The following is an 18,498-nucleotide window of genomic DNA, read 5'->3' as shown; positions in this document are numbered from 1 at the left end:
ATCTGTAGACCGCTTTGGAACACGTCTGTATCAATGTGAACACGAACAACTGCCCCCGGTGGAACAGCTTCCACCAGAACCGCACTGGCGTGGCCCCGGCTCGACCGGCACTTCGTCCTTTAACCGCGCCAAGAGTACCAAAATCACTTCTTGGAGCATGGCGTTCAACTCATCCTGCGCAGCTTTGTATTGCAGCGCGACCGGAATCTCCGCCAGACGTTCCTCAATGCGCGCCGTCTCTTGTTTGATGCGCTGGTATTTGTCGCTTTGTTCTCCAAGCCGGTCTTTGAGTACGAGCAATCCGTTCGTCTTCTTCTTCAGTTCATCGAACAGCCCTTGCGCTTCCTGATGGTGCATCATTTTATCGCGCGCCTGCCAGTACATACTCGCCGCTTCCGAACTGGCAATTTTGCTCGCAATGGCGTCGACTTTATCGAACACCAACTCGCGCGTCGGCTCCAAGATACTCACGAAACGACCTCCTCGCGGTACACGCATTGTCCCTTTAGAAGGAACGTTTGTGGATTGGTGATTTCCACGTCGACATGTTGCCCTTTTAGTGAAATGTCCCCTGGGAACAACACCAAATGGTTGGTGCGCGTGCGACCGGTGAGCACCTCGCGGTTGGTCTTGCTTTCGCCTTCGACCAGCACCTCGACCACCCGTCCCTTCAGCGCTTGGTTGCGCGCGAGGCTAATCTGGTACTGGACGTCGTTCAGACGCCGCAAGCGATCTTTTTTCTCTTCGAGTGTCACCTCGTCCGCAAACTTGGCAGCCGGCGTATTTTCACGAGGGGAGTAAATAAAGGTAAACGCATTGTCGAACTGGACCTCGCGCACGAGTGACAGCGTGTCCTGAAAAGCCGCTTCTGTCTCGCCAGGAAAGCCGACAATAATGTCTGTCGTCAGGCTGACGTCGGGAATCGCCTTGCGAATCTTGTTCACCAGTTGCAAATAATACTCCCGCGTGTGCGTGCGATTCATGCGCCGGAGAATCTCGTTGTTGCCCGACTGAACCGGCAAGTGAATGTGCTCGACGACGTGTTCACACTCGGCGATGGCCGCAATCAGGTCGTCCGTGAAGTTCCACGGGTTCGACGTCGTAAAGCGAATGCGGTCAATGCCCTCGATATCGTTCACGGCGCGCAACAGTTGGGCAAACGTGATGGTTCCCAAATCCACGCCGTAATCGTTGACGTTTTGCCCCAGCAGGGTAATTTCCTTATAGCCTGCTGCGACGAGTTCCCGCACTTCGTTGATGACGTCCTCTGGCTCACGGCTGCGCTCGCGCCCCCGCGTATACGGAACGATGCAGTACGTGCAGAACTTGTTACACCCGTACTGAATGTTGACCCAGGCACGGACGCTATCCTTGCGGACTTTCGGAATGTCTTCCACCGTCTCAGCCGCCTTGTCCCACACTTCCATCACGGTTTCCTGCGATTGTTTGGCAGCGGTCAAGATGGCCGGCAACCGGTGGATGTTGTGTGTGCCAAAGACCACGTCAACCCACGGAAACTTCTCCAACACCATCTTCTGAACGCCTTGTTCTTGTGCCATGCACCCACAGAGCCCCAGGAGCAATTCCGGGTTCTTCGCCTTGAGCGGACGCAACCGACCAATTTCGCCAAACACCTTTGCCTCTGCGTTTTCCCGCACAGCACAAGTGTTGAACAAGATGAAATCGGCATTCTCGTCGCTGTCGCTCTGTTCGTAGCCCATCGCGAGCAATAGGCCCGACATCACTTCCGTGTCGTGCTCGTTCATCTGACAGCCGTACGTCTTAATCAGAAACCGATATGGCGACCCGTCGGCCCGTCGGCCGACGCGATAATCTCGCACTAATTCTTCTATATCGTAAGCCACACGCTCCACTGGATTGGGGCGATGTGTGCCAAAGGTCAGTCCAAGGCCTTGTTCCAGACGCCCTTCACGCGCGAGCTTGACCAAGTTTTCCAACCTCAACAACTCCTTGTGCCCGTTCAATTGAATGTGATTGCACATCTATCACTTGATGATACCATAATGTCAGATGCGGCTCACGTGGAAATATTAGAGGAGGGCTCCGAAGTGTCGGACAAACTGACCATCCCGACGTTCGAGGTATATGTTCTTTCGCAGGAGGAATGTTTCGACGGGGCGGTTGTAGCGCCAGACAAGCAGTCATTTGCGAGTGACATGCCAGACATCGACAAAATCATTCAAAACCATCAAGCACTGCTCGTGTACGACAGCACTTGGCGCTACATCCCGTTTCACCAGATTCGCATGATCACTAGAGGAAAACGGCGGTTCGCGTTGGCCTGGCCACTCGCCTAAAGGCCCGCTCGCTCCCGCAGGTGTTGGATAACGCCTTCCAGTGATTTGCGGCGAATTTCTGGTTCATCAAACTTCATCGGCTTGGCATTGGCCTCGAAGAACCACGCATGCCCTTGTGGGTCAATGCCGATGTCCATCGACATCTCCCCTAATTCTCCCTGGTACCCGTCGTCAATGGCGCGCGCCGCGTCCAAGACGGATTGGACAAGTCGGTCGTCCACGCGCTCTGCGGCATCGCCAAACGCCTCCTTGAGTACCGTATCGGCGTTGGCAATCGATCCGCCGTTGGGCACGTGCGTCGTAATCCTCCCGATACCACTGACCCGAACGCCACGCCCAACGACTTGCCAAGTTCCATCCTGTTTTTGCAGCAACACGCGAAAATCGCACGGGCGACCGCGGTATTCGACGAGCGGAATAGCTTGTTGGATGACATAACGGCCCGGTACGCGTTCGCGCTGTACCGTCTGCCACAGCGCTTCAGCCGTGGCGCAGGCATGCTTGTTGGTCTGTCCCTGCTTGAGCACAGCCACCGTCCAACCCGACTTTGTCGAGTCAATCCTCACCATCCCGTGCCCGACACTGCCGCCTGCCGGCTTCAGATAAACTGAAGCGTGTTTTTGCAGCATGTCAAAAAGTCTCTCCCGATTCAGTTCAGGTTCCGTGTCAGGCAGAAACGAGGACAGGCCATGGCTTCTCACCAGCGCGTAAATTCGGGCCTTGTTGAAGTACTCGCGATTGAACATCGGAATACCCAGCTGACGGATGACCTGTCGCGCGCGAATGGCACTCTTGCGCCGCTCCAGAGCGCGCGTAGGAATCCGATTGTACACGGCCTGCGGTCGCGGACACGGAATCCGAACCCAGCGTTGGTGTCCGAGGCGAACGTAGCCAAACCATGTGTTTCCCGTGTGTACGTCGTTTGTCGCGACGACGTAGACAAACGCCCCTTGTTTGCGTCCGCACTCGATGACATCCCGAAAATTGAGCCGGGCGCCGACAAATCCGTTTTTTCCTTCCCCGGCCAAAATCGCGAACACCGGACCCACTTCAGCAACAGCTCCTCTCTCATACAGCGAGACAGGACACCGATAGAGGATTTGTCCTTGGGGAAGGCTTTGTGTTATCGGCAACTGTGTGTGGCCGCCTAGCACGCGCGCGTAAGCTGGCCACTTTTGCGACTTTGCGGCCACCCGCGGCTGGACGACATGAACGATGTGGTTTTTCTGCCGCAACCACACCATTTCAGCATTTGGCTGTTGACTCACGAAAGCGACCCCTCTTCCTCATCGAGCACCTGCGACTTTTGCCCGCCGCGTCCTGACGTTCCCGGTGGCACGGGTGCGCCTGGTTGGAATGCCCCATTCGACGCGAACGTCTCTCTGTTCGTTCCACGTTTGGCCCTGCTCAATCATGACAAAGAGCGGCTCGATATACTCACGGTACTGAGTGTATGCGGCGTGTCGCCGAATCGTCTCGATATTTCGAAGGATGAGCGGCCGCAGTGCGCCAATCTGCCCTTCGTAAAACGCGATTTGCATACTCGGCGAGTAGATATCTGGAAGGCTGAAGTCGCGGTAGTGGGATGCCAGCATGTGCGCGAGATGAAACGCTGCTGTCGTCACCACTTGACTGCAGACAAAACTGCCCGGAGTCCGATACTCGAATCCCCCGTAATCCTTGTGCCGAATATCGCCGAGATAGCCGTATTTCGGTCGCCGTAACCCAGCTGTACGACGGTCCTCCACCGCCATCAGCGGCAGCCCCAGATAATTGTCAAGCACTTTCACCAACCGGCTGGAGAATGGTACGCCGGAAAAGTGAATATGCCCGCCTGTGCAATACGGTCGAAATGGCATGCTCCCCGCCCGCCATTCGACATTCGGCCGGTTAATGCGCTCGCTCGCCTCGCGCATCAATCGCTTCAAGTTCTGCAAAAGCCCGTTGGGCGTCGGGTCCGGCGCCGGACGCAGTTCCATGAGCGGCAGTCGTTTACCATCGAAGTTGACACTCCGATCATCGCAGCCAATCCGCCCGCGCCGCGTAAAGTAGTTGCTCGCCAGCACCATCTTCCCCTGTGGATTGCGCAGCATAATTTCAATATCCGTGCCGAGCGTCACTGTGTACGTGCCCCGCCGCGCCTGTTCCTCGCGCTCCATAAAGGCCGTCATGGCGTCCTTGTACATCTCGAGCAGGCGTCCTTCAAGGACGGGCGTCGCGGTGACATCCATCACCTGCAGCAATCCCTTCGGACCCACACCAATACTCACCATGCCAAAATCGAGTCCCAGCGCATGCAACGTCCTCGTCGCCAAAAAGACCGCTCGGCGCGTCTGTTTATCTTCCGTCACGGAGATTTCATGAAACGACGCGTGCACGCGCGATATGCGGGCACTCGACCAGCCGGCGCCCGAGTCGGATCGAAAACAGCCAATCGGCACCAAATCGAACATCGGGATGCGGTATTGCCGAGTAAACGTCGTAATCCCGCCGGATTTTGTCGATCTCGGCGCCACCCGAACACCGACCCGCCGCAGAAATTTGGCCATTTCCACCCGCGATGATATGCGGTCGATCGCGTCCTTGGTGTTGAGCACGGCGCCGTGTGCCGGATCACTCTCCTCCGCAGCGCCCCAGCGGACCAGCACATCCGAATCGGATACGGAATTGGTCGCACGGTATCGGGAGAGTCGCGATAAACTCGCCAACAGTCGTTTTGCGGAGGGTTGGTTTCGGTGTAACAGGTAATACGCCATACCCCACGTCCCCCTTTCTCCGAGTTCTATTTCGCCGCCTTTGTCGCCAAATAGATGGCATACCTCATCGGCCGTTCGAATGAAAGGTCTACCAGGTCTTGACGTCCCTTTTCCGTCGTTGGCGTCTTTCTAGGTTTGGAATTCACCTCAATAATCCACACTTTTCCAGACGTATCTAAACCTAAGTCAATGCCTAGTTCCCCAAATGTGCGACCAGAACCCTGTTCGAGGGCATCGACAACCTGGCGGGAAAGCCGCCGGATTTGCGCTTTCGCCCGGTTCCGCTGCTCGACTTTTGGAAGGCATTCGGCAAGTGCTTGATCGACCGGCATCGCGTCTCCGCCGCCGCTGAGATTTGACGTGAAATCACCGATTCTCGCGACCCGCGCAAACATTTTCGTGCGCTTCCACTCCCCTGTCTCATCCCGCTGCATCAGAATGCGAAAATCGACGGGACGATGGTGATATGTCGCGAGTGGCAGCCCCTCTTGCCAGATATACGGTCGATGTTTCAACCTTGTGCGAAATACGCTGAGGACTTTTTTTGCAGAAGCGGCCTTACCTCGGACAATCGCCGACGTTTTGCGCTTGACCTCGTACGTATAAGACCCATCCCGCTGCCGAACGAACCGGGCAATTCCGAGCCCCAGGCTCCCGTGCAGGGGTTTCAAAAACGTCACCGAATGGGAAGACAAAAACGCCTCGGCAGACGACATACTGGTATGCTGGCGCGTCTGCGGAAGGTGCTGCCGGACTTGTCTATCCTCCCGCAACCATTCGTACACCTGCCATTTATCGAAAAAGCCGTCGTTGAAGATCCGACTGCCGTAGCGCTTGGACAGGGCCTCTCGGAGTTCCTTCGCATCTTGTTCCAATTTTCGCGAGTGCAGCTGGTCGTAAATCACGTCGGGCAACGGCAACTGGCGCCTGTGCCACACACCATCATTCAAGACGTAGCCGGTAATCGTGCCGGCTTTCAAATTGACTGAATGGATACCGAATACAAAGCAGACGGCACCATGTTCTCGCCCAGCCTCCACCAGGCGTTGTAAAACCTCCGTCTGACTGCTCTTACGAAGTGTACGAGCTTCTTTGTCCCACCTCGGATTGGAGAGAATGCCAATCAAAGGGCCGAATTGAATGCGCCCCTGTGTCACCCCCGCCGGCATTTGCCATGTATACTCTGTCAGGCGCAATTGCTCCGCCGCCTTACTACTCATAGACAAGGCGTTGCGCGGTAACGCTTCGTCAATCACGGCCTCGAGTGTCACCCGCCGTCCGCCATGGACACACTCAATGGAACGAAACGGTGCTGCTGCCAGATAGCCGGTCGAGGGGCTCAGACGCAGAAGAGGTTTTGCGCTTTTAAACGTGCTGACGCGTAACTGTCTCTGCTCCAGTTCCATGACTGACGGCCCCCTCCTATGCAACCCTAACGCCTGGTCAGTGACGAATGATGAACGGCACTGCACCGCGCTCGCACTGACCACCTGGGTCGCCGTTGACTAATGTATTGCTCCACCATAGCCGGTTGCTCTGATAGCATATTCAAGCAAGTACTCGAGTGATAGACGGCGGGTGTCCTGTGACAACATGCGCAGCATACGGCGCCCAGGTGTGGGATTGACCTCGAAAATGTAGATGTCCCCCTTGGGCGTCAACGCAAAGTCAATTCCGAGTTCTGCAAACGGGCCATAGCGAGTGGCGAGCGTGCGCACGACCTGCGACGCCAGTTTGTCCATTTTCGCGATGGTCTCCTTAACTGTGTCACGCCCGACGATCCGGCGGACGAGATCTTCAGCCTTGCGCGCGTCGCCGCCCGTGTGAATATTGGTGGTCACCGCGCCTTTCTGGCCAACCCGCGCCACCCGCGCGACCACCGTTGGTTCATCGCTCGATTGCACGAGCCAACGAAAGTCGTACGGCTGTCCGTCCAGCTTCGGCAGTTCCACCGTGTCCTGGACGACGGCGCGCGTCAAACGCGTCTGTTTCCAAAACGACACACATTCGTCGACCGATCGGATGACGCTGTGTTCAATCGTCGTGCGCGGTTCAAACACCTTCGTCAGACGCTCTGTATTGCGCGGCACTACGCGTCGCTCAAACGTCGCTTCAATCAAAGCTCCTTTTCGCTGCAGACGATAAATCGATACCCCTTGCGATCCACCGGGCGGCTTCACATACACGTCATTGCGCGCCATCACCTCTCGATACAATTGCGCACCGCTGGTGCACATCGTGGTCCCCGGCAAATGGCGGTTGAGCTCTGGTGTCGAGCGCAGAACCTGGTAAAGTGTCCACTTGTTGCTGCACTGGCTTGGCAATGTGTAGAGGCGTTTACGCATGAGCAATTGCTGCAGTTCACGCTTGGCCACCTTTGCCCGCGGCTTCTTAAAGGTGCCTGCGCGTCGAATGACCAGATCAGGGACAATGCCGCGCACCACACGCCACGTTTTGGCCACAGGATCAAACACCTTGGCCGACTTTGCGGTCACGTCGCCAGGTGTCTGCACGACCACAAATACGCCTAGTTGCTGCCCGTATGTACAAAGTTCTTCAAACATGCGTGTCTGTTCGCCAAACGGTCTATCCTTCGACGCAATCAAATCTACGTACAACCCCAATACGGGCCCCAATCTCCACAAAGCGTCGCCTACGCGCACGTGCAGCACGCGGTTTTGGCCGAGACCAAACAGGGCCTGTGCCAACGCTTGCGACACGTATAGGGTCGCGTGCTTGGTTTGTCCTTGATTGCGCGTGCATTGAACCGTTGTCGCCCGCCCGCCGAAAAGGAGTCGGTTTGGCAGTTTGGTGCCATCGGCACCGCTCAACCGAACGTGATTCCCCCGCAAACTCGAGCTGATTTCGACAGACATCCGCATGTTGATGACCTCCCTGAAAAATGGGCAGGGGTATTCCCCCCTACCCATTTTTGTACCGTTGACTTCAGTCTTCGATTTCAACTTCTTCCAGGACACTTTCTTCCTCGAAGTAATCGTCTTCGTCTTTCTTTTCAACCAACTCGGCTGTTAGCACACAGAGTTTCGTTTGTCACACGAAAAAACAACCAACGGGTACAAGCAGGGCTTCAACAAGTTTTGTTGAACTTGTGAGGAAGGAACGAATCAACCGTGCAAATACCGCCATCAAGCGGAGAGGAGATGCCTGAAGATCAAGCAACGAGATAAACAAGGATGGGTGAAAGGATGGGTTCTCCCCATTGTCATCGGCGTCGCCATCGCGTTTACCATTCGAACCTTTATTGTGAGCCCCGCGCACGTTCCATCGGCGTCTATGTACCCGACCATTCCAGCCACCAGCTATTCCAATCAAGCTTTCTTGCTCGAAAATAAATTGGCAACGGAATTCGGTACGATTCACCGCGGAGAGGTCGTGATTTTCCACTGGCCGGACAAACCGTCAGAACTCTTGGTCAAACGGGTGATTGGCCTGCCTGGCGACACCGTCACGGTGACGCAAGATGCGGTGTACATCAACGGTAAGAAACTCATCGAGTCAAATCCAGACATCGCCAAAACCAACGGCTACGCGGTAGGCACCTTCCACGTACCAGAGGGGCATTATTTTATGCTGGGCGACAATCGGACCAATTCGGACGACAGCCGCCTATGGACGAATAAATATGTGGCCCGCTCCGAGATTGTCGGAGAAGCACAAGTGATTTTGTACCCCTGGCGCAGCATAGGGCTTATCTCGCAAAGCGTGAGCGCGACACCCACGCGGTCGTGAACATGCACGACTACACGGATGTTGCGGTGCGCAACGCAGATCTAAATACCCCCGCCATCTGACGATGTGCGGAGGTATTTAGAAAGGACAAGTCCAATACGTTCGTTATGCGGAATGCTTGTCCACGGATTTGCGATGCCAGACCGAAGCGATGAGCGCCGCGGCTTCCTGTGAAAACGTGTTGCCAAGGGCAGAATAGCCGCTGAGCGTGCCGACAAACAACTTGTCCTGCTCGTCCAGTTCAGCCTGAATCATGTCGCGGATGGCAGAATGCGCGTACACCGACTTCAAAATCCAAACGCCCCGCTGGATTTCGAGGGCTTCCCCTTGGTACTTTATCGCTTCTTCGATACGCGCCTCACGCGCGCGTGATTTATCTGAAGACAATTCATAGGTCACAATGTATATCTTCATCGTGTCCCCCCACCTTTCGGCTTCGATAGGTTCAGTAGACTAACTATCTACTGATTATCATACGCCTACACGGTATCAGCGCCTGTGAACAAACGATGACAGCTTCCTAGTGCTATAACGCCCTCTTACTGCATACAATCAAAGTGTTACGAGCGATGGAAGATTCCTGTGACCAGCGCTCGCAAAACGAGTGCGGGAGGGCGCTGGCCCCCTGGAATTCGCTACATCAAGATTCGTGTAAGCTCCACCTTACACGCGAGATCTTGGCGATTTTTTGCGCTTCCACTGACGCACCAGTTGCAATATGCCTGAAGCGACTTGAAGCACCAAAAGCAAAATTTTCAGGGCGGACATGAAGTCTTTCAATGTTGGTCTCCCCTCTCAATGCGGGGGCCAAGCGTCTCCTGTTCTCATATATATTTCACACATTCCTATAATATTCCGCTTGACAGACAACACTTCTGCATGATAATTGCCCCGAAGCGCTGCGCACAGTCAGTCCGGCTCTACACTATCCCCTGTCCTGTTCATCCTGCGAAAGACTTTGCGAGTCGCATTGCCCATTTGCTTGTTGCGTCGGTAGTTCAATCCGTGGTTCATTTGCCTCGCTGTCGAACGCACGCAGAACAAATTCCTGATAGGCTTTCGTGTGTGCCCTCGTCCATTCCCCCACAAAGCGTACGTGAAAGCGCCGCGTGTGATTCGACATCCAGACACCCCCTGTTTAACCCCTATGCCAAGACGGGTTGTCTGCTTGCTAATCCCCCGACCGCCGCACAACAGATGGGATATCTTCGCGGTGGGGACGTAAAATGGAGTAGCAGCGCTGTTGACGAAAGGAGTCTGACATGAAGCGGACGGCCATCTATATCCGCGTGTCGACCCAGGAACAGGCTTTAGAGGGGTTCTCGCTCGCGGCGCAAACGCAAAAACTCAAAGCGTATTGTGAAAGTCAAGATTGGCAAGTTGTCGACATTTACGCAGACGAGGGCATTTCCGCCAAAGATACGCACCGACCAAAGCTACAACAGTTGCTTCGGGATATCGCCGCCGGAAATATCGACATCGTGCTCGTATATAAACTGGATCGGCTGACAAGGTCGGTATCCGATCTCTACCAACTCCTGCAACTGTTCGACAAGTACCAAGTGGGCTTCAAATCCGCTACCGAGATTTTTGACACGACCACGGCGATTGGTCGCCTCTTCATCACGATTGTCGCCGCCATGGCCCAGTGGGAACGAGAAACCATCGGTGAGCGCGTCGCCATTGGAATGGCGCAAAAGGCGCTCGAAGGCAAACGTGTCGCGGCGGCCGCACCTTTCGGGTACACGAAAAATGGCGAGACACTCGCTGTCAATCCAAAAGAGGCGCAAATCGTCCGCGAAATCTTTCACAGGTATGTCAACGGAGATGGCATTGACCGCATCACGCGCTGGTTGCGAACCACTGACGCACGAGGCGGGATATGGGATAACCACACGGTCTCATATCTGCTCGAAAACCCGGTTTATATCGGCAAAATCCGCTGGGGATACCGCAGCGCCAAGTCGGCGCAGGAGACCATTCTGACCGACGGAAGCCATGAGCCTATTGTCGATCTCGCCACCTGGCAAGCCGCCCAACATGCGCGATCCCGGCGCAAACGACGCTCCCCCCGCGCAGGAACCGGGAAATTCCCGTTTGGCGGCCTGCTCTGGTGCGCCAAATGTGGGGCGTCGATGACGGGGCAGTACAACCGCAAGTACCGCTACTATCGCTGCAACAAGGCGCGGTTGAAACAATGTGATGCGCGGATGGTACGGGCGGATCTTCTGGAGACAGCCGTGGTGGACGCCCTGCAGGAGCACATCCAAGACGCCATCTCGGAATTGACGATTGACCTTGACGCGCAACGCGGACAACCGCGCGATGCGGCAAAAGTTCACGAATCCTTATTAGCGCGCAAGCGGCGCCTGCTGGACGCGTATGAACTGGGCGGCGTCACCCTCGATGAACTCCGCGCAAGGTTAGACCGACTGGAGGCCGACCTGCTGGCAATCACCGACACGCGCCATACATCCATCGATGCTGCGTCTGATCCTGCATCTATCGAACGGCGCACGCGCCTCATCCGCGCACGCGCCAGCGATGTTCGAGCAGGGTGGCAATCGTTTACCACCGCTCAGCAAAGGGAGTTGCTTCAACAGCTCATCGGCCGAATCGAGGTCTTGGGCAACGACGTTCAAATTACATTCCAAGATGTTTTTTAATGCGTATCAAGATGTACTTTTATGTGACAAAGATTTGTTTGCCCAATGATTTCCGCGCCCAATTCTTTCTCCACGCGTACGAGCACTTCCGAACCGTTCCCAGCCAGGGTGGCGTCGAGGCAGTTCGGGCTCTGAATGACACTCACGTGGACTTCGCGGGAATCGCGGATGCACTCGGTGTCGAGATCTCGCAGTGCAATCTGCTCGACATAGGTGACGGTCTCCTTGGCGACAGCCGTCTCGGAGTTGTTGTTGTGTGAGTACCATACATTCACATCAAAGCGACCGTGAACCTCGACGTAATCTCCGACGAGTTCCGCTTCGTAGATGTGATTCATTACCCAGCAACCACCGATTGTACTAGGCCGATACGTGGGGCGGATCGTGTATGTCGTCTGTGCATATTTACTACCCCGGCCGCAGACCGCGTTGGCCATGATCTCACGGTAGTTGAGGTCTTTGTTTGAAAGCACCATGCGGCAACCTCCTCTGATTTAGCCCGGGTGAACGTTTGGTCATTCGCCCGAGTTTGATACTGTATCGGTATGCGGAGCGAGAGAAAGTGGTGAGTGCCGTGCCACTGTGTCTCCCTACGAGTCAGACGCCCAACCGCAACCACACGACATCGTATGCGGATGTCTACATGGGTGCGCATGTAGAACCAAGTGTCTTGTCAAGATGGGCTTGAACACAAAAAAGAGCGCCTTCTAGAGGCGCTCTCCCGGTTTGATTCCAGTTCCCTTTTTACGCGGGCAATTGACGCATCAAAAAGTCCTCGAAATTGTCGAACAACAGCCGTTTCGCCAACGCTTCGCCGTATCGATTGGCAAGCTGATCCGCGAGATTCGCGTAGTCGCCGCTGCGCGCCAAGCCTGGCACGGGATGCGACGTGCCATCGAAATCCGAGCCAAAGCCGACGTGGTGTTCGCCGCCGAGGGTTAGGACGTGATCGAGATGGCGAAACACATCCTCGACGGTCGCCTGGCCATCGGAGAGGAAGCTCGCTTCAAAGGTGAGTCCCATCCAGCCGTCCCGGCGAATGATTTCCCGAATCACATCATCGGTCAGATTGCGGCGATGCTCATGCACGGCGCGCGCGTTGGCGTGCGATGCCATGACAGGGCCATCGGTGATCCGCAGAATGTCCCGGACGCCGGTGTCGTGGAGATGGGCGAGATCGATCCACATGGACAACCGCTGCAACTCCCGCACAACCGCCCTGCCAGCCCGCGTCAGCCCCCCGCCGCGCAATTCGCCGCAGCCGTCCGCCAACTCGTTGGCATCGTTCCACGTGAGTCCCATGCCACGCACGCCGAGCTCGTTGAGCATCCGCAACACCTCGACGCGCCCCCGCAGGCAACCGCCCCCTTCGAGAGACAAAATCGCCGCCATCTGCCCTTGCGATCTCACCGCCCGCAAATCACTCCGCGATTTCACCATGCGAACAGTGGGGACACAAGCGACCTGCTGATAAAACGCATCAATCTCGTGCAACACATCGTGCAACTGCGTCCCGGCGTCCGCCTGTGGCATGACGAAAAGCGCGAAGACCTGCGTCGCCACATGACCCGCCGCCAAGGAAGGCAGGCTGGCTTCCAGCTCCGGTCCATGTTCCACGAACCGAATTTTTTCATCTAATAATTTCATGAGTACATCCACATGCGCATCCGCAACGAGCCATGACTGCAACGTCTAATCTCCCCTTATTCCGAAAGCACATCAGCTGAGTTATCTGGGCTCCACAAGAAGTCGAATGGCGGTTCTGTCTTCACCATCGATTTGAATATCGGTAAATGCCGGAATACAAATCAAATCGACGCCGCTTGGCGCCACAAACCCTCTGGCAATGGCGACCGCCTTTACAGCCTGATTCAGTGCACCTGCACCAATCGCTTGTATCTCAGCGCTTCCTTGTTCGCGTAATACCCCTGCCAAAGCCCCCGCAACTGAATTCGGATTTGACTTAGCCGAGACCTTTAATACATCCACGATGAAATGACCTCCTCTATCCCCTTCGGCAGTAGGACAATATATCGATATTGCAGAAATGTCCTGTTTATGCTACCGATGGGACAAGAACGACAGGAAAATCCACCATTTCACCGCCACTTCGCAGGCCACTTACGTAGATGGTTCCTCATAGTGGACCTGCTCAATTCGCACCGCTTTGCCACTCTCGTCATCCAGTTCCAGCATGACAGCGCAGAACTGACGCGGCCCATCAGCCACCTCAAACTTCGTCGGCAATTGCGTCCGCATGCGCCGGATGACCTGCTCTCGTTTCATCCCGAGAATTCCGTCGTGCGGTCCGACCATTCCAACATCCGATATGTACGCCGTACCCCCAGGCAGAATCCTGGCATCCGCAGTCGGCACGTGCGTATGCGTCCCCAGTACAGCCGACACTTTTCCAGCAAATGCCCACCCCATACCAAGCTTCTCCGAGGTGACTTCCGCATGCATATCAACGAGTACGTGACGAATCTGCGGATGGTCCGCAAGAATCTTTTCCACAGCCTCAAATGGGCAGTCCAGCGTACTGAGAAACGTGCGCCCCATCACATTAATGATGAGAACCTCCTGTTTCCCCACACGCACCACCGTAAATCCGCGTCCAGGTGTCCCCTGCGGATAATTGGCAGGTCGCACAATCCGCATATCATCGTCAATAAATTCGAAAATTTGCCGCTGATCCCACGTGTGATTCCCCATCGTCAGGATTTCTACCCCAGCGTCATACAGTTCCTCGGCCGACCGCCGCGACAGCCCTCTTCCGCGCGTCGCATTTTCCGCATTAGCGACCACCAAGTCTGGCTGCATCTCCGGCAGCATCTGATCGAGAATTTCGCCTACATATCGACGCCCGGGCTCCCCCACGATGTCTCCGATAAATAAAATTTTCACCTGTCATGTCCCTTCTGCCTACTATCCAAATCTTACACGAAATCACGATTGACACTGGATGGACAAAGCCGCCTGCAATTCCGAACCGCGATGCTTGAAGGATATGGGATCCCTACGTGAACGCTCCTCCAAACGACGATCATTCGCTGCATACACTGAAAAATAGAGTAGCCAAACGGCTACTCTATTTTGCGTATTCAACGGCTCTAGTTTCTCGAATTACAGTCACTTTAATCTGACCTGGGTAATCCAGTTCGTTTTCAATCTTCTTAGATATCTCCTTTGCCACCAACGCAGATTCCGCATCGTCAATTAACTCAGGTTTGACAATGATGCGAATCTCGCGCCCTGCTTGAATGGCGTAACTCTTCTCCACGCCGGAAAACGATTCGGCAATAGATTCGAGTTTTTCGAGACGCTTCATGTAAATCTCCAACGTCTCCCGACGCGCGCCAGGTCGTGCAGCAGAAATCGCGTCGGCCGCCGCCACAATGACAGACACAGGCGAGGAAAACTCCACGTCACCATGGTGTGCCGCAATGGCATTGATGACAATGGGGTGTTCCTTATATCGACGCGCCAGGTCCACACCGATTTCTACATGGGACCCTTCAACCTCGTGCGTGATAGCCTTACCTACATCATGCAGCAACCCACCACGTCGAGCCAACGCGACATCAAGACCCAGTTCAGCAGCCATCATGCCAGCCAGATGTGCGACTTCCACAGAGTGCTTCAGCACATTCTGACCGTAGCTCGTCCGGAACTTCAGACGACCCAGCAGTTTCACAAGATCTGGATGCAGGCCATGGACATTGCTGTCGAATGTCGCCTGCTCTCCTTCTTCGCGAATCAAGTCATCGATGTCACGGCGCGCCTTCTCAACCATTTCCTCAATGCGAGCCGGGTGAATTCGCCCGTCTGCCACGAGCCGCTCCAAGGCAACACGTGCAATTTCGCGTCGAATCGGGTCAAAACCAGAGAGAATGACCGCTTCCGGCGTATCGTCGATAATCAGGTCAATCCCTGTCAACGTTTCCAGGGTACGGATATTGCGACCCTCGCGACCAATAATGCGACCTTTCATCTCGTCATTCGGCAAATTCACGACCGAGACGGTGATTTCCGACGCATGGTCAGCCGCACAACGCTGCACCGCACTTGCGATGATATCCCGGGCCCGACGCTCTGCATCCCGCTTCGCATCCTGTTCGATTTGCTTCACCATCACCGCTGCGTCGTGACGTGTTTCACGTTCAACCTGATTGAGAATCAGTTCTCGCGCACTCTCACGCGTCAAACCAGACACGCGTTCGAGCTCACGAACCTGCTCCATCCGCAGCGATTCGATTTCATCTCTCAAAGACTCGAGTTGTGCTTCCTGTTTGCGCAGTTCTTCAGCTTTCTGTTCTTGCGTTTCAAGCTTTCGATCTAAGGATTCTTCCTTCTGCAATACACGCCGCTCCAGACGTTGAAGCTCGTTGCGGCGCTCGCGGAGTTCCTTCTCCGCTTCCTGACGAATACGATGTGTTTCCTCTTTTGCTTCAAGAATGGCTTCCTTACGTCTCGCATCAACATCGCGTTGAGCGTTCTCTATAATTTGCAAGGCACGAACTTCGGCCGTGCCAATCTTAGACTCGGCCATCATCCGCCGAGCGACGTAACCAATGCCTAAGCCTATCAGCAAACCAACAACTGCTATGACAATACACAACCAAATGGGAACTGTCACAAGACAATGCCTCCCTGCTCCAGTTGGATAACCAACCGTTCGCGTCAATGTATGACGGATTCGAGCTAGAGGCCGTAAATGATACGCACCATATATTTTACGTGTTTGTCCAAATAAGTGTCAAGAAACCACCATTTTATTCCCAATCCTTGAATTCATCCCAATCATTACCGAACGTCACGGATTCGCGCAGATGGGCACGATCCACCCATCAGATACGGGAGAAATTCGCTATGAGCTAGACTGAAACTATTCCTCGCCCTCGACATCGCGCAGCACCATCTCCACGGCGCGGCGCACAATTTCGCTGGGACACCCTTTTCTCGCCAAGTGTTGCATCATTTTCATTCGCGTTCGCGCGTCCTCTGGCACCCCATGACGGCGGATGTACTTATTCGCCCACTCGATTGCCGCAGTCATCTCCACATCATGCGCTAAGTGTGATGCAACCGCATCCTTTGCAATATCCCGCGGAATGCCCCGCTGTAACAATTTTTGATACAATTGCTGCCGACCCGTTCGCTTTCCATATACCTCGACAAATTGCGCTGCATACGCCGCATCGTCCAGCGCACCTATCTGCTCGAGATGGCGAATGGCATCCGATATAGCGTCCGAATCTACACCCTTGCGCTGCAGGTACGTTGTGACCTGCGCCGACGTCTTGACGCGTCCAGTCAGGTACGCGCGAGCAAGCTGTAAAGCATCGACCATGTTCGCTCGGCGAGCTAATTGACGGATCACATCTTGTGGGACCTTGAGCCCAATTTTCAGGCCGAAATCAACCCAATCGGCAATGGGTAGAACAAGTGCATCGCGATCACGAAAAAGAACCCGAACGACGTTCGGGTTCCCCGGGACCACCTCGCGGCCCACAATCTCCTCCTGAAAATCAGGTGAGGCTGCCAAACTCAAGCACGTCCTCTTCGTCTTCATTTTCATCCTCAACCACTGCAGCCGCAATTGGTTTGGCTGTCGACACCTGATAGTGCTCACGTACAGCAGCTTCAATCTGGTCAGCAATATCGACGTGTTCCTTCAAGAACTGCTTGGCATTTTCACGCCCTTGCCCCAGACGTTCCTCGTTGAACGAGTACCAAGCGCCACTCTTTTGAATGATATCAATCTCCGTGGCCATATCAATAATGCTGCCCTCGCGGGAAATGCCTTCCCCGAACATAATATCGACATCGGCTTGACGGAATGGCGGTGCCACCTTATTTTTGACGACTTTGATGCGCGTACGCGACCCGACGACATCGTTCCCTTGCTTAATCGCTTCGGCCCGACGTACTTCCAAGCGCACCGTCGAATAGAACTTTAACGCACGGCCACCGGTGGTCGTTTCTGGGTTTCCAAACATCACACCGACTTTTTCACGGATTTGGTTAATGAAGATGGCAATCGTCTTCGACTTACTGATAGCGCCTGCGAGCTTCCGCAACGCTTGCGACATCAACCGCGCCTGCAGTCCGACGTGAGAGTCTCCCATATCGCCTTCCAACTCATTTTTCGGCACCAACGCTGCGACGGAGTCGACGACGATGACGTCTACCGCGCCACTGCGCACCAACGCCTCCGCAATCTCCAGGGCCTGCTCCCCGGTATCTGGCTGCGAGATGAGCAACTCGTCGATGTTCACACCGAGCTTTGAAGCGTAAACCGGGTCAAGTGCATGCTCGGCATCGATAAAGGCGGCTTGTCCACCGAGCTTCTGCACTTCGGCGACCGTGTGCAGCGCGACAGTAGTCTTACCAGAGGACTCAGGGCCATAGATTTCAATGATTCGTCCACGCGGAAGACCGCCAACGCCCAGCGCAATATCCAGTGCGATGGACCCTGTAGAAACAGTCTCCACATTCATTTGGGCCGATGCTTCACCCAATTTCATGATTGAACCTTTGCCAAATTGTTTCTCGATTTGTTTTAAGGCCATATCCAGCGCCGCGCGCTTGTCTCCCATGACACACCATCCTCAATTCTTATCAGGAATCCGGCCATCCTACACGAGGACCCGTTGCGAGTCTACTCAGACGTCTCGATTCTCGATACATACATGTATTCGCGTTGATTTGCGTTCTTCCTTTGAACCTATTGTATCAACTCTATCAACAAATGCAAACATTTGTTCGCATGTAAGGGGAACAAATTTGTATTGGGGGTCGGGCGGCGGGTGCGGGGCGGCGTAGCCGTGGGGGCGCGGGGCGGATAGCGCAGATTATCTACCCTATTCTCGGGATTTCGGCAGATCTGCCGGACTTAGGGCAGAAATTTTGTCTTATTGCCCGCCAAATCATCAAAAATCCGCGTCCGGGCCGCGAATAGAGCATTTTTTTGACCTTATCCGGCGGATTTTTAGTTGATATGTCTTA

18 protein-coding genes are annotated in these 18,498 nt (G+C 54.9%); 3 read left to right on the top strand and 15 right to left on the bottom strand.

The features are described 5' to 3' along the window. Positions 1-30: 30 nt before the first annotated feature. Both K1I37_RS10505 and miaB read right to left on the bottom strand, forming a co-directional pair. A complete protein-coding gene (locus tag K1I37_RS10505) occupies positions 31-471 on the bottom strand; it encodes a YlbF/YmcA family competence regulator (protein WP_021294805.1) in 441 nt (146 codons plus the stop codon). Beyond that, positions 468-1,958, bottom strand: coding sequence for a tRNA (N6-isopentenyl adenosine(37)-C2)-methylthiotransferase MiaB (gene miaB / locus K1I37_RS10500; protein ID WP_021294806.1), 1,491 nt, complete (start codon positions 1,956-1,958; stop codon positions 468-470). The genes K1I37_RS10505 and miaB overlap by 4 nt, the downstream gene beginning before the upstream one ends. 111 nt (positions 1,959-2,069) lie before the next feature. Here miaB and K1I37_RS10495 point away from each other — a divergent pair, with 111 nt between their 5' ends. Then, positions 2,070-2,318: a hypothetical protein gene (locus K1I37_RS10495; protein WP_021294807.1), complete on the top strand. Its 249-nt coding sequence runs from the start codon at positions 2,070-2,072 to the stop codon at positions 2,316-2,318. Here the strand turns inward: K1I37_RS10495 and K1I37_RS10490 are convergent. The 4 genes from K1I37_RS10490 to K1I37_RS10475 all read right to left on the bottom strand — a co-directional run bounded on the left by K1I37_RS10490 (position 2,315) and on the right by K1I37_RS10475 (position 7,956). Then, positions 2,315-3,586, bottom strand: a complete 1,272-nt coding sequence (locus tag K1I37_RS10490; protein ID WP_021294808.1) for a YheC/YheD family endospore coat-associated protein — start codon at positions 3,584-3,586, stop codon at positions 2,315-2,317. The genes K1I37_RS10495 and K1I37_RS10490 overlap by 4 nt on opposite strands. An 18-nt stretch (positions 3,587-3,604) precedes the next feature. After that, positions 3,605-5,074, bottom strand: a complete 1,470-nt coding sequence (locus K1I37_RS10485) for a putative amidoligase domain-containing protein (protein ID WP_021294809.1) — start codon at positions 5,072-5,074, stop codon at positions 3,605-3,607. Between the two features lie 26 nt (positions 5,075-5,100). Next, the gene (locus K1I37_RS10480) at positions 5,101-6,480 is read right to left on the bottom strand and encodes a YheC/YheD family endospore coat-associated protein (protein WP_242215889.1); all 1,380 of its coding nucleotides are present in this window, start codon (positions 6,478-6,480) and stop codon (positions 5,101-5,103) included. A gap of 99 nt (positions 6,481-6,579) precedes the next feature. Beyond that, on the bottom strand, positions 6,580-7,956 hold the full coding sequence (locus K1I37_RS10475; protein ID WP_021294811.1) for a YheC/YheD family endospore coat-associated protein: 1,377 nt from the start codon (positions 7,954-7,956) through the stop codon (positions 6,580-6,582). Between the two features lie 316 nt (positions 7,957-8,272). On the opposite strand from K1I37_RS10475, the gene lepB reads away from it, so the two are divergent. Beyond that, entirely contained in the window at positions 8,273-8,824 is a 552-nt protein-coding gene (lepB, locus tag K1I37_RS10470) for a signal peptidase I (protein WP_021294813.1), read from the top strand. 105 nt (positions 8,825-8,929) lie between these two features. Here lepB and K1I37_RS10465 read toward each other — a convergent pair whose 3' ends face one another. Both K1I37_RS10465 and K1I37_RS10460 read right to left on the bottom strand, forming a co-directional pair. Further along, positions 8,930-9,238 (bottom strand): hypothetical protein, encoded by a 309-nt coding sequence (locus K1I37_RS10465; protein ID WP_021294814.1) that lies wholly within the window; start codon positions 9,236-9,238, stop codon positions 8,930-8,932. Between the two features lie 511 nt (positions 9,239-9,749). Then, a complete protein-coding gene (locus tag K1I37_RS10460) occupies positions 9,750-9,947 on the bottom strand; it encodes a hypothetical protein (protein WP_021294816.1) in 198 nt (65 codons plus the stop codon). A gap of 139 nt (positions 9,948-10,086) precedes the next feature. Between K1I37_RS10460 and K1I37_RS10455 the strand changes: the two genes are divergently transcribed. After that, positions 10,087-11,490 carry a recombinase family protein gene (locus K1I37_RS10455; protein ID WP_021294817.1) on the top strand — a complete coding sequence of 468 codons (1,404 nt, stop codon included), beginning with the start codon at positions 10,087-10,089 and terminating at the stop codon, positions 11,488-11,490. On the opposite strand, the gene cotE is transcribed toward K1I37_RS10455, so the two are convergent. The 7 genes from cotE to recA all read right to left on the bottom strand — a co-directional run bounded on the left by cotE (position 11,487) and on the right by recA (position 18,089). Then, positions 11,487-11,966: an outer spore coat protein CotE gene (gene cotE / locus K1I37_RS10450; protein ID WP_021294818.1), complete on the bottom strand. Its 480-nt coding sequence runs from the start codon at positions 11,964-11,966 to the stop codon at positions 11,487-11,489. The two genes, K1I37_RS10455 and cotE, sit on opposite strands and share 4 nt — an antisense overlap. Before the next feature lie 268 nt (positions 11,967-12,234). Beyond that, positions 12,235-13,179, bottom strand: a complete 945-nt coding sequence (locus tag K1I37_RS10445) for a dipeptidase (protein ID WP_021294819.1) — start codon at positions 13,177-13,179, stop codon at positions 12,235-12,237. Positions 13,180-13,218: 39 nt separating this feature from the next. Beyond that, positions 13,219-13,479 (bottom strand): stage V sporulation protein S, encoded by a 261-nt coding sequence (locus K1I37_RS10440; RefSeq protein WP_021294820.1) that lies wholly within the window; start codon positions 13,477-13,479, stop codon positions 13,219-13,221. A 132-nt stretch (positions 13,480-13,611) separates the two neighbouring features. Next, positions 13,612-14,394, bottom strand: coding sequence for a TIGR00282 family metallophosphoesterase (locus K1I37_RS10435; protein ID WP_021294821.1), 783 nt, complete (start codon positions 14,392-14,394; stop codon positions 13,612-13,614). A 184-nt stretch (positions 14,395-14,578) separates the two neighbouring features. Beyond that, positions 14,579-16,126: a ribonuclease Y gene (gene rny / locus K1I37_RS10430; RefSeq protein WP_021294822.1), complete on the bottom strand. Its 1,548-nt coding sequence runs from the start codon at positions 16,124-16,126 to the stop codon at positions 14,579-14,581. Positions 16,127-16,375: 249 nt separating this feature from the next. Continuing rightward, positions 16,376-17,041: a regulatory protein RecX gene (locus K1I37_RS10425; protein ID WP_021294823.1), complete on the bottom strand. Its 666-nt coding sequence runs from the start codon at positions 17,039-17,041 to the stop codon at positions 16,376-16,378. Then, a complete protein-coding gene (gene recA / locus K1I37_RS10420) occupies positions 17,019-18,089 on the bottom strand; it encodes a recombinase RecA (protein WP_021294824.1) in 1,071 nt (356 codons plus the stop codon). The genes K1I37_RS10425 and recA overlap by 23 nt, the downstream gene beginning before the upstream one ends. Between the last annotated feature and the right edge of the window lie 409 nt (positions 18,090-18,498).

The sequence above is a fragment of the Alicyclobacillus acidoterrestris genome (assembly GCF_022674245.1).
GTDB classification, from domain to species: Bacteria; Bacillota; Bacilli; order Alicyclobacillales; family Alicyclobacillaceae; genus Alicyclobacillus; species Alicyclobacillus acidoterrestris.
The sequence above is the reverse complement of the archived record's forward strand: the minus strand, read 5'-3'. Positions and strand labels throughout refer to the sequence as shown.